9 protein-coding genes and 1 pseudogene are annotated in these 10,332 nt (G+C 73.8%); 4 read left to right on the plus strand and 6 right to left on the minus strand.

Annotation, left to right across the window (positions count from 1 at the left end; translation table 11 throughout):
• A partial coding sequence (locus tag CCN44_RS31340; protein ID WP_107502126.1) for an MFS transporter occupies positions 1-1,073 on the plus strand: 1,073 nt, incomplete at its 5' end.
• A gap of 125 nt (positions 1,074-1,198) precedes the next feature.
• Here CCN44_RS31340 and CCN44_RS31345 read toward each other — a convergent pair.
• The 3 genes from CCN44_RS31345 to CCN44_RS31355 form a co-directional block, all read right to left on the minus strand.
• Complete coding sequence (locus CCN44_RS31345; RefSeq protein ID WP_086701411.1) at positions 1,199-2,560, minus strand: glutamate-cysteine ligase family protein; 1,362 nt, start codon at positions 2,558-2,560, stop codon at positions 1,199-1,201.
• Positions 2,561-2,815: 255 nt separating this feature from the next.
• Positions 2,816-4,066: an alanine racemase gene (locus tag CCN44_RS31350; RefSeq protein WP_158103174.1), complete on the minus strand. Its 1,251-nt coding sequence runs from the start codon at positions 4,064-4,066 to the stop codon at positions 2,816-2,818.
• Positions 4,067-4,268: 202 nt separating this feature from the next.
• Complete coding sequence (locus tag CCN44_RS31355; protein ID WP_059250672.1) at positions 4,269-5,471, minus strand: MFS transporter; 1,203 nt, start codon at positions 5,469-5,471, stop codon at positions 4,269-4,271.
• A gap of 84 nt (positions 5,472-5,555) precedes the next feature.
• Here CCN44_RS31355 and CCN44_RS31360 point away from each other — a divergent pair, with 84 nt between their 5' ends.
• Positions 5,556-6,569 (plus strand): helix-turn-helix domain-containing protein, encoded by a 1,014-nt coding sequence (locus CCN44_RS31360; RefSeq protein WP_086701417.1) that lies wholly within the window; start codon positions 5,556-5,558, stop codon positions 6,567-6,569.
• Positions 6,556-7,056, plus strand: a complete 501-nt coding sequence (locus CCN44_RS31365) for a glutathione peroxidase (RefSeq protein ID WP_059250668.1) — start codon at positions 6,556-6,558, stop codon at positions 7,054-7,056. The genes CCN44_RS31360 and CCN44_RS31365 overlap by 14 nt, the downstream gene beginning before the upstream one ends.
• Before the next feature lie 138 nt (positions 7,057-7,194).
• Here CCN44_RS31365 and CCN44_RS31370 read toward each other — a convergent pair whose 3' ends face one another.
• The 3 genes from CCN44_RS31370 to CCN44_RS31380 all read right to left on the minus strand — a co-directional run bounded on the left by CCN44_RS31370 (position 7,195) and on the right by CCN44_RS31380 (position 9,419).
• Positions 7,195-7,386: a DUF397 domain-containing protein gene (locus CCN44_RS31370; protein ID WP_059250666.1), complete on the minus strand. Its 192-nt coding sequence runs from the start codon at positions 7,384-7,386 to the stop codon at positions 7,195-7,197.
• 188 nt (positions 7,387-7,574) lie between these two features.
• Complete coding sequence (locus CCN44_RS31375) at positions 7,575-8,432, minus strand: helix-turn-helix domain-containing protein (protein WP_086701420.1); 858 nt, start codon at positions 8,430-8,432, stop codon at positions 7,575-7,577.
• A 231-nt stretch (positions 8,433-8,663) separates the two neighbouring features.
• Positions 8,664-9,419 (minus strand): GOLPH3/VPS74 family protein, encoded by a 756-nt coding sequence (locus CCN44_RS31380; RefSeq protein WP_059250662.1) that lies wholly within the window; start codon positions 9,417-9,419, stop codon positions 8,664-8,666.
• A 196-nt stretch (positions 9,420-9,615) separates the two neighbouring features.
• On the opposite strand from CCN44_RS31380, the pseudogene CCN44_RS31385 reads away from it, so the two are divergent.
• A pseudogene (locus CCN44_RS31385) lies at positions 9,616-10,332 on the plus strand (D-alanyl-D-alanine carboxypeptidase); the annotation flags it as partial.

Consider the following 10,332-nt stretch of genomic DNA (forward strand, 5'->3'; position numbering starts at 1 on the left):
GCGCGGCCGTGGCGGTGCCGCTCGGACCGTGGGTGGAGTTCCGCCGCAAGCGGCCGGTGCTGATCGCCATGGATCTGGTGCGGTGCGCGGCACTGCTGACCGTCCCCGGCGCGTACGCGCTCGGCGTGCTCACCTTCCTCCAGCTGCTGCTGGTCTCGGTCGTCGTCGCGGCGGCCGACATCACCTTCCGCGCGGCCTCCGGCGCGTACCTGAAGACGCTGCTGCCGTCCGGGCACCTGCTGGTCGCCAACGCGCGGTTGGAGTCCACGGCCTGGACCGCCACGATCGTCGGGCCGCCGGTGGGCGGTGCCGTGATCGGACTGCTCGGTCCGGTGGCGACGGTGGTCGCCGACGCGATCAGTTATCTGCTGTCGGCCCTCGGTGTCCGCGCCACGGGCGGGCACGAGCCGCGGCCCGGACGCCGGGAGGCCGCGCGCGTGCGGGGCCGGGACCTGCTCGACGGCTGGCGGTACGTCCTCGCCGACGCGACGCTGCGTCCGCTGTTCTTCAACACCGCCTTCTTCAACGGGCTGGTGATGGCCGTCCAGCCGTTGCTCGCCGTCCTGATGCTCGGCCGGCTCGGGTTCGCCCCCTGGCAGTACGGCCTGGCCTTCGCCGCGCCCTCGGTCGGCGGGCTGCTCGGGTCACGGCTGGCCCGGCCGCTCGTCACCCGGTTCGGCCGGCACCGGGTCCTGGTGCTGTCCGGGGCGCTGCGCGCGCTCTGGCCCGTGGGTCTGGCCTTCGTGGGGCCGGGCACCGGAGGGCTGCTGCTGGTGATCGGCGTCGAGTTCGGGCTCATCTTCTGCTGCGGGGTCTTCAACCCCGTCTGCGCCACCTCCCGCCTGGAGCGCACCGCGGCCGACCGGGTCACCCGCACGCTGTCCGCCTGGGCGGTGACGACCAAGGCCTCGACGGCGCTGCTGACGGCCGTCTGGGGCGTGCTGGGCGGCCTGCTCGGTCCGCGTACGGCCATCGGGCTGGCCGGTGTGCTCCTGCTGGCGACCCCGCTGCTGCTCCCCCGCCGCCCGGCAGCGCTCCCCTCCGCACCGGAGCCGGAACCGAGCCGCACCTGACGGCCGAGCCGCACCGGGCGAGCCGAGCCGCGCCCGACGGCCGAGCCACACCCCACACCCCAGCAGCACCCGACAGCCCAGCAGCCCCGACAGCCGAGCCGCACCTGCCCGGCCGCCCTCCCCAGTCAGCGCACCCGGTACGCCGCCACGTACGCCGCGGGGAAGCCCGACGGATCCGCGTGCCACTGCGCCAGAACGCGGTCGGCGAAGGTCTCGCCGGTCCGGGCGACTTCCCGGAGGGGGTCCAGGTAGGTGAGGGTCTCGGGGCGCTCGTGGCCGGCGGCGACCCGGGCGCGGAGGCCGGTCTCGCTGAGGCGGAGGAGTTCGGTGGCCAGATCGCGTACCGGGCGGCCGGCGAGCGTCGCGTCCAGGCCGCGGCGGGCGATGTCGTCGAGGGCTTCGAGGTGCTGCTCGGGGGTGATGCCGCGCAGCAGGTCCCACACCGCCGCCCTGGTGGGGGCGTGGTAGGTCAGGCCGGTCCAGAACGCGGGGACCGCCGCGAGGGCCGGGTAGGGCAGGCCGTCCACGGCCCGCAGTTCCAGCGTGTCGCGCAGGCGGACGTCCGGGAAGATCTGGGAGAGGTGGTCGCGCCAGTCCTGGAGGGTGGGCCTGGTGCCGTCCTCGAAGCCGTCGACCAGCAGGGTGCCGAAGGGCACCGGCGGGACCCGCTTGCGGCTGCCGTCCGGCGTGCCCCGGTGGATCATCGGAAGGGTCAGGGCCCAGTCGATGAAGCGGTCGATGGTGAAGTCCTCCCGCAGGGTCACCGGGACGACCCGGGTGCGGGCCGGATCGGCCAGGCTCCAGAACTGCATGCGGCGGGACAGCGCGCCGCACGGCTTTCCGCCCTCCAGCGGGGCGTTGACGAAGAGCGCGGCGGCCGGGGTGGACGCGGCGGCCTGGACGCGGAGCTTCTCGGCGAGGTCGGCGGGCGAGGTGTAGTCGTAGGAGACCTGGGTGGAAAGGATCATGGACATGATCCGCGGGCCCCACATGCCGTCCCGGCCCAGGCTCTCGAAGTGGCCGCGCATGATCGCCGTACGGGAGTGCGGCATCCACTGGACGTCCTCGAAGGCCGTGCACGGGTACTGCGCCCCCGGCACGAGCGCGAAGCCGAAGCGGTCGGCCGCGGCGGCGAGGCGGCGCAGCGCGGCGTGCACGAGGTCCATCAGGTCGGCCACGCAGGGCGCGGGCGGCGACGAGTACTCCACCGCCCCGCCGTGCTCCAGCGAGACCTGCCCGCCGTCGGGGAGCCGGACGCCGACCAGGGTGCCGTAGTCGTGGACGGCCTCGACGCCCGGTTGCGAGGCCAGGAAGGCGAGGTAGGCGCCGATGCCGGACTCTCCCGCGTACGGGATCGACCTACCGGTTCGCGGGTCCAGTGCGGCCGATTCGATCTCGATGCCGACCAGTTCGTCCTGGGTGTTCCGCTCGAAGACGCTGCGCAGTTCGGCCGGCGACAGCGAAGGAGCGGCGGAGGCGATGGACATGGCACACCTTGAGGTCGCGAGGGACGGAGAGCAAGGGAGCGGAGGAGCAGGGGTGTCGTGCGGGGCGCGCTGGATCCTTCGGCGAGGACAACGCGGTCAGCTTCCCACGGGCGGGGCGCCGGCACCGGTGCGTCCGCGCACCCGCGTAGGGAAGTTGACTCGTATCCGTCGTCCCGGGCGCCGCGTACGGCGTCCGCGCGTCGCCCCGGCCCGGGCGTCGAGGTCCACCCGTAAGGGGGAGGGCCGTCCGCCTGGTCAGGGGGGTGCCGCCGACTCGTCATCACCCTGTGCGGCGGGGGTGGCCCCTTCGAGGCGTACCGGCATACGCAGGGCGGCGAGCAGCTCGTACAGGGTCAGCCCCAGTTCCGCACCGACGTCCGCCGCCGTCCGCACCGGGCCGCCGCCGCCCCGCGCCGCGCCGTCGCCCGTCCGCTCCGGCCCGAGGAGCGTCATCCAGTCGCCCGGGCGCGCGTCCGGGACCGCCGTCACGTCGAACTGGGCGCAGTCCATGCCGGGGCGGCCCACCATCGGGCAGCTCCGGCCGCGCAGCAGACCGGTGAACGCCGGCGCCGGTCCCGTCAGCCCGCGGGAGAAGCCGATCGCGACGGTGGCCAGGCGCCGGCCGGGGGCGACGGCGGCGGAGCGGTCGTAGCCCAGCCCCTCCGCGCGGGTCACGGTGAGAAGGTCGAGCACCCGGGCGCGTACGGCGACGGCGGGCCGCAGCCGGCCCAGGCCGGATCCCGCCCAGCCGGGCAGGTCGCGGCTGCCCGGCAGGAGCAGCCCGTGGAGGCCGAGGCCCGGCCGCACCCAGTCCGTGCCGCGCAGCGCCGCGGGATGCAGCAGGCCGTGCGTGGCGGCGAGCGAGGCCGTGAGGTGCCCGCCGAGCACCGCGCGGGCCCGGCCCACCCGGGCCCGGAACACCTCGGCCTGCTCCGCCGTCTCCCCCGGGTCCGTGGCCGAGCTGGACAGGTGGGCGAACACCCCGGCCACCCGCACGGCGGCGCGGGCCCGGTGCAGCCCGTCGAGGACGGCGTCGACGTCCCGTTCCTCGCGCGGCCCGAACCTGTTGAAGCCGACGTTGGTGCGCAGCCACGCGGTGACGGGCTCGCCCCGCCGCCGGGCCACGGCGCTGTGCCGGCCGACCTGCTCGGGGCCGGCGACGGCGGGCATCAGCCGGTACCGGGCGCAGTCCTCGGCGTTGTCGGCGACGTCGACGTCCATCACCAGGATCGGTACGCCGATGCCGTGCTCGCGCAGTACGGCGCCCTCCGCGACGGTGTCCACGGCCAGCGCCGGCACGCCCGCGGCCACCAGCAGGTCGGCGAGGGCGGGTGCGCCGAGCCCGTACGCGTCGCCCTTGAGCACGGGCATGATCCGCCGACCGCCGGCCGCCGCGCGCAGCACCGCCAGGTTGTGGCGCACCGCGTCGGCGGAGACGGTCTTCTCCAGCCGGGCGGCGGCCAGGGAGGCGAGGGACCGGCGCGGTACCACCCCGGTCCCGGTCATACGGCCGCCGGAGCCGGGCGACGGGCCCGTGCGGCCTGCACGGCCTGCCGGGCGACCGGAGCCACAGAGGCTGTCATCCAGCGCTCCTCTCGGGAAGTACGGCACGACGTCCAGCCATTGAAGGCGCACGCCGGAGCCGGGACCAGAGCGCATTCCGGCCCCGTTCCGCCGCCCTGTCCGAACGGCTCGCCGCGGCACGGGCTCAGGACGCGGCGCGTTGCGGTGCCGGCGCGTCCGACGACCGCACCGGCGCCCGCCGAGCGGCCACGGCCAGCGCCAGCGTCACGCCGGCCGAGCCCGCCGCCGTCGCGGTCATCGCCGTCGCGGGCGAGGTGAGCTGGGCCAGCGTGCCCGCCGCCGTCGCGCTCACGCCCTGGAGGGTGAGCATGCCGGCGGAGTGCAGCCCCAGGGCCTGGCCGGCCAGGGCGCCGGGGGTCAGCCGCAGCAGCCGCTCCTGCTGCACCAGGCTCGCCCCGAAGCCGACGGAGGCCACGGTCACGCAGACGGCCGCCACCGGCACCGGCGGGTGTGCGGCGAACAGCAGGTAGGGCAGCGCGAGCAGGAGCAGCAGCGGCGTGGCCAGGCGGGCGCGTACGCCGGCCGGGAGCAGCCGGCCGACCGTCACGTCCCCGACGAGCATGCCGACCGCCGCGCAGGCGAACAGGGTGCCGGCCGCGTGCGGGGCGTACGACACGTACAGCGACTCGCAGCCGACGACCATGCCGTTGGGCAGCCACAGGCCCCAATAGGTCAGGCGGCGCGGCCGGGACGACCACAGTTCGGCGTTGGCGCGCCAGGTCGCCGTCGGCGAGAGGCGCCCGGCGGCCCGGGGCGGGCGGGCGGTCAGACCGGCCCGCAGGACGAGCGCCGCCGTCAGGTACAGGGCCGCCGCCAGCAGCAGGCAGGCGCGCGGGGAGAGCACGGCGAGCAGGGCGCCGCCGGTGGCGAACCCGGCGATCTGCGTCAGCCCGCTCATCATGTTGAACAGCGAACGCCCCGGCAGATAGCCGTCCTCGGCGAGGATCTCGTTCAGCAGCCCCCAGCGCACCCCGCCGCCGAGCGAGGCGACCAGGCCCAGCAGCAGCACGACGGCGAGGAGCGCGCCGGCCGGCAGGCCGGGCAGCGCCTGCACCGCCGTACCGGCCGCGAAGGCCAGCGCGAGCGCGGTCAGGGCCGTACGCGGGGGCAGCCGGTCGGCGCCGGACAGCAGGACGGTGGCGCCCAGCACCTGGGCGAGCGACTGGCCGAACATGCTGACCGCCGCCAGCAGCGGGGAGCCGGTCGCCCGGTACACGAGCGTGCCGAGGGCGAGCCCGCCGACGGTCTGGGCGGCGGTCTGCGCGGCGGTGCCGAGGAAGAGCGGGGTGAACTCCGGGACACGGAACAGGGAGCGGTAGCTGGGCATGGTCCGGAGTCTCGGCCGGGCCGCCGGCGGCTCGTTATTGTTTCGCCGTCGCGCGAAAGGCCGTACGGCGGAGGGGCGGGCCCGGTGGGATGGTGGCAGGTCAATGCGGACACCCTGGCCCGCTGCCGGTTCGTCGTCTCGCCGCTCGCCGAGACCTTCGCCTGTCTGAAGCTGCTGCACGCCGGGCAGGGCGCGCATCCCGGTGAACGGGCGTGGCTGGACGCCCACCTGCCCGCCTATCGGGGCCGGCTCGCGGCCGACCCCGTGACCGCCCGGCTGGTCGGGGCCGGGCTGGGCCGGGAGTGGATCGCCGACTTCCTCACCCCCACGCCCCGCGGCGAGGAGGGCTTCGCCGCGGAGGTCGCCCGGGTGCGCGCGGTCGATCCGGCCGCCGCCCGCGCCCATCTGCGGCTCTCCCTCGCCGGGCCGCTCCCGTCCGAGCTGGACCGGGACGACCTGCCCGAGCGGGCGGCCGGGCTGCTGGAGTGGGTGTGGCACGAGACCGTACGGCCGTACTGGGAGCGGCGCCGGCGGGTGCTGGAGGCGGATGTGGTCGCGCGGACGGCACAGGTGAGCCGGGGCGGCTGGGCGAGCGCGCTGGACGGGCTGCGGCCGGGCGGGACCCGCTGGCTCGGGGAGAACCGGTTCCAGGTCAATCTCCACGAGTATCCGCCCCGCGAGATCTCCGGCGCCGAGCTGCTCTTCGTGCCGGTGACCGCGCAGCGCTCGGGCTGGGTGTCCTGGGAGGAGCGGGAGCGGTACGCCGTGGTCTATCCCTGCGCCGGTGTGCTCGCCGGGGACGGCCGCCGGGCGGTGCCCGCGGGGCTGGGCGCGCTGCTCGGGGCGGCCCGGGCGGGGGTGCTGCTGCTCCTCGGCTCCCCCCTGAGCACCAGCCAGCTGACCGCCGTGACCGGGCAGGGCCTGGGGTCGGTGGGGCGGCATCTGAAGGTGCTGCGGGAGGCGGGTCTGGTGGAGCGGCGGCGGGCCGGGCGGTCGGTGCTGTACGTGCGGACGGCGGCCGGTGACGTGCTGGTGGAGGCCGGGCGAGGGGGCGGCGGCGACCCGGCGGGGCTAGCATCCGGGCATGACGACTACTGACCACAACGTGCTGGATGTCGAGATCGGGGCGCTCACCGGCGGCTCCGCGAACCTGCCGCAGTACGCGGGCAAGGCCGTGCTCATCGTGAACGTGGCCTCCAAGTGCGGTCTGACCCCGCAGTACTCCGGGCTGGAGAAGCTCCAGGAGCGGTACGCCGAGCGGGGCTTCACCGTGCTGGGCGTGCCCTGCAACCAGTTCCTCGGGCAGGAGCCCGGCACGGCCGAGGAGATCGCGGAGTTCTGCTCGGCGACGTACGGCGTGACCTTCCCGCTGACCGAGAAGGTGGAGGTGAACGGCGCGGGCCGGCACCCGCTGTACGAGCGGCTGGTCGGCTTCGCCGACGCCGAGGGGCACAGCGGGGACATCCGCTGGAACTTCGAGAAGTTCCTGATCGGCCGGGACGGTCAGGTGGTCGCGCGGTTCTCGCCGCAGACCGAGCCGGAGTCGGCCGAGGTCGTCGCCGCGATCGAGGCCCAGCTCGGCTGAGCCCGCTGCGCCCGCGCGGTACTCGCGGTATTCGCGGCAAAAGAACGAGCCCTCTCGGCAAGGACGGCGACTGGTCGAGAGGGCTCTTCTGGTGGTGCTTGTGCAGTTGTCGGTCCTGCCAGGGTCAGGGGGAACCCCTCACGCCTTGACCGAGGCCACGAAGGCGTTCCACGCGTCGGTGGGGAAGGCCAGGATCGGACCCTCGGGGATCTTGGAGTCGCGGACGGCGAGTTCGGCGGCGGTGGGCGACTTGACCTCGACGCAGGCGCCGTTGCCCGCGGAATAGGAGGACTTCATCCACGTCTCGGAAGCGCCCTGAATCAGTGCCATGTCCACTCCTGTTGCGAGTTGCAGTAGTGCGGTTCACGCCAACCATGTCGTCTGATTGGCGTGATCGACGCTACCGGGCAACCGGCGCTCGCGGAGGAGTCGTTCACTCGACCGGATGGCATATTCCAGGTGAGCCTTCCGTTGCAGCCGACCGACGGTGTACGATCCCGCGCCCGCTGCGCCCCGCCTCAGTCGGCGTACCCTTTCGCCACTTCGGCGATGAAGTGCCGGGACGCCTCCACATTGAGGGACTGCGCCCGCAAATGCTCGTACATCACCGCGTACTTCTGCACGTCCTGCGCCTTCTCCAGGTACAGATCGCTGGTGACGCCCTCCAGGTACACCACGCTGGAGTCGGCCGCGTCGGCGAACTCCAGGATCGCGTACTGCCCGTTGAGCCCCGGATGCGCGCCCACCTCGAACGGCAGCACCTGCACGGTGACGTGCGGCAGCTGGGACATCTCGATCAGGTGCTCCAGCTGTTCCCGCATCACCAGCCGGCTGCCCACGACCCGGCGCAGGGCCGCCTCGTCCAGCACCACCCACAGCCGGAGCGGGTTGTTCTGGGCGGTGATACGTTCCTGTCGGCGCATCCGCACCTGGACGCGCTTCTCGATCTCGTTCGTCGACGTCTCCGGCAACGCGCCCTGCACCAGGGCCTCGGCGTACGCACGGGTCTGCAACAGGCCGGTCACCAGCTGGGGTTCGTACACCCGCAGCGACTCGGCGTCGGTCTCCAGGCCGATGTAGACGCTGTACGGGATGTCCCCGAAGGTGTGCCACCACCCCTGCTGCCGGGAGTCCCGGGCCATCTCCATCAGCGAGTCGACGATCCGCTGGTCCTCGACCTCGTACACCCCGCACAGGTCGCGCACATCGCGCTGGCTGATGCTTCTGCGGCCGTTCTCCAGCCTGCTGATCTTCGACTGCGACACGAGCAGCCGCTCCGCCACCTCTTCGGCCGTCATGCCCTTGAGTTCGCGAAGCCTGCGCAGCTCCTGGCCCAGCCGGCGCCGCCTGACGGTGGGATTGACATTGGACGCCACGGGACGTGCACCTCCGGCTGCCTGCCTGTTACTTAACACTTTGCGTATCTGCTGTTGAGCAGACTGCCACCAAGGTGCTTACTACCGCTGGGAAACGAAGGATATGCGGCGCCTCCTCGAACTACCGTCCTCCTCGGGCGCAGTCGAGCGGGGCGGCGAGACCGCAGGGGTCTCACCGCCCCGCTCGGACCAGCGGCTCCCGAACCGGGTCGTGGGGACCGGGGTGACGGCTCAGTGGGCCACGGCGCGCGCCATGGACCCGCGACGCGGCTGCATCGGAACCGCGCGTGCGGGTTCCGCCACGGGCCTGGCACCGGACGCGGCCTGCCGGCCGCCCGAGGCCGGGCCACGGCGCGGCTGGGCAGCCGCACCGTTCTGCACGTCCATGACGGCGTGGGCGACCAGCCCGCCCATGGGATCGTGCCGGATCAGGTCCCGCAGCCGGGAGCGGGACGAGCGCCCCTCGTTCCCCGGATACAGGTGCTTGCCGAGCCCGACGGCGTGCGCCAGGGCGGCGAGCGCCGCGGTCCGCGGGTCCGGCGGTACGCCGGTGCGGATCGCGGAATCCAGCCGGGCGCGGATCTCCCGGCTGATGGCGGTGTCCGTCGCCTGGTAACGCGTTGTCGGCAGCACCCCGCACATCTGGCCGGGCACGGCGGCGACCATGCCGCACCGCTCCAGATGCGAGAGGTAGGTCTGCCTGAGCCCCAGCCGGGGCCCGCCGATCCAGTGGACGGCACGCACGGGAGCGCCACGCCTTCGCAGCAACTCCAACGCGCAGTCCAGAGTCGGATCTCCTGTCGGCCGTGGCACCACCACGGCGATACGATCCCCGTCTGGGGCTATCCGTCCGGCCAGCGCCAGCTCCACTAGCTGTGCACCGGCCAGACCGAGGTCGAGCGACTGCGGCTGCGCAGTGGTACCCGTGGCCGGGTCCAGTGCCAGCAACAGAAGCTCCTCCGGAAGTGTTCTGCGGCTCCTGCCCATCCATGCCTCCCCGCGTGGATGAATGACAGGGTGACCCCTCTCACATTGGTCTGTCGAGGGTGCGTGACCGGTTCGTGAGGGAACCGGCAGGTATGTCGTTCTCGTCTACCGCAGGGGCCAAGCCCTCACACAGGACACTGGAACATGGTTCGGACAGGGCGCACACGTGGGCGTGCGACGCATGGAGGAGGCATCGGTGGCGGGCGAGTCCCCCGACAGGTCGAAGCAGCGCGAGTCGTCGGCGGAACCGACGTCGGGGAGCGCGGGTTCGGTTCCCGAGGCGCGCGATCCGCGTCTCGCGGTGTCCCGCGAAAAGGATTCCTCGGGTGACGGCCCGGACACGGCGACGAAGGTCCTGACGGTACGACCGGAAACCCCGACCACGCCGAAGCAGCCGGCCGGCACCGACGAGGACACCGCGCTGCGCGCGGCGGTCTCCACCTGGGTACGCGACTCCAACCCCGACGCACCTGCAAACTCCGCCGACGAGCCCGCCTCTGAGACCCCGTCCGAGACCGAGGAGGCTTCGGGCGAGAAGGCGGAGGCGAAGGCGAAGAAGTCTTCCGGCGCGGAGGCTGAGCCGGAGCGGGCGTCCGACGCCAAGGCCGACGCCGAGGCCGACGCCGAGGCCGAGGCTTCGTCCGGCACGAGCGCCGAGGATGAGGCGGAGGCAGAGGCCAAGGACCCGTCGGGCACGGAGGATGAGGCCGAGGCGGCTTCGGAAGAGCCGGCCGATGCCGATGCGAACGCGAAGGACACGGCGGACACCGACGCCGAGAGCGAGGCGGACGGGGAGGACGGGCCGGAGGCCGCCGACGGCGGGGACGCCCCACAGGGGCCACCCGCGGACGACGACGAAACCCGCACGGGTGGTGCGGGTGGGAACACGGACGCCGATGGCGAAGCCGAGGCG

Origin of the sequence: Streptomyces tricolor, from assembly GCF_002155905.1 — a bacterium.
GTDB lineage: Bacteria > Actinomycetota > Actinomycetes > Streptomycetales > Streptomycetaceae > Streptomyces > Streptomyces tricolor.

Bases quoted from the DNA above. Each gene is read 5' to 3' on its own strand.
- CCN44_RS31345 (WP_086701411.1), bottom strand. From the start codon at position 2,560: ATGTCCATCGCCTCCGCCGCTCCTTCGCTGTCGCCGGCCGAACTGCGC.
- CCN44_RS31350 (WP_158103174.1), bottom strand. From the start codon at position 4,066: ATGACCGGGACCGGGGTGGTACCGCGCCGGTCCCTCGCCTCCCTGGCC.
- CCN44_RS31355 (WP_059250672.1), bottom strand. From the start codon at position 5,471: ATGCCCAGCTACCGCTCCCTGTTCCGTGTCCCGGAGTTCACCCCGCTC.
- CCN44_RS31365 (WP_059250668.1), top strand. From the start codon at position 6,556: ATGACGACTACTGACCACAACGTGCTGGATGTCGAGATCGGGGCGCTC.
- CCN44_RS31370 (WP_059250666.1), bottom strand. From the start codon at position 7,386: ATGGCACTGATTCAGGGCGCTTCCGAGACGTGGATGAAGTCCTCCTAT.
- CCN44_RS31380 (WP_059250662.1), bottom strand. From the start codon at position 9,419: ATGGGCAGGAGCCGCAGAACACTTCCGGAGGAGCTTCTGTTGCTGGCA.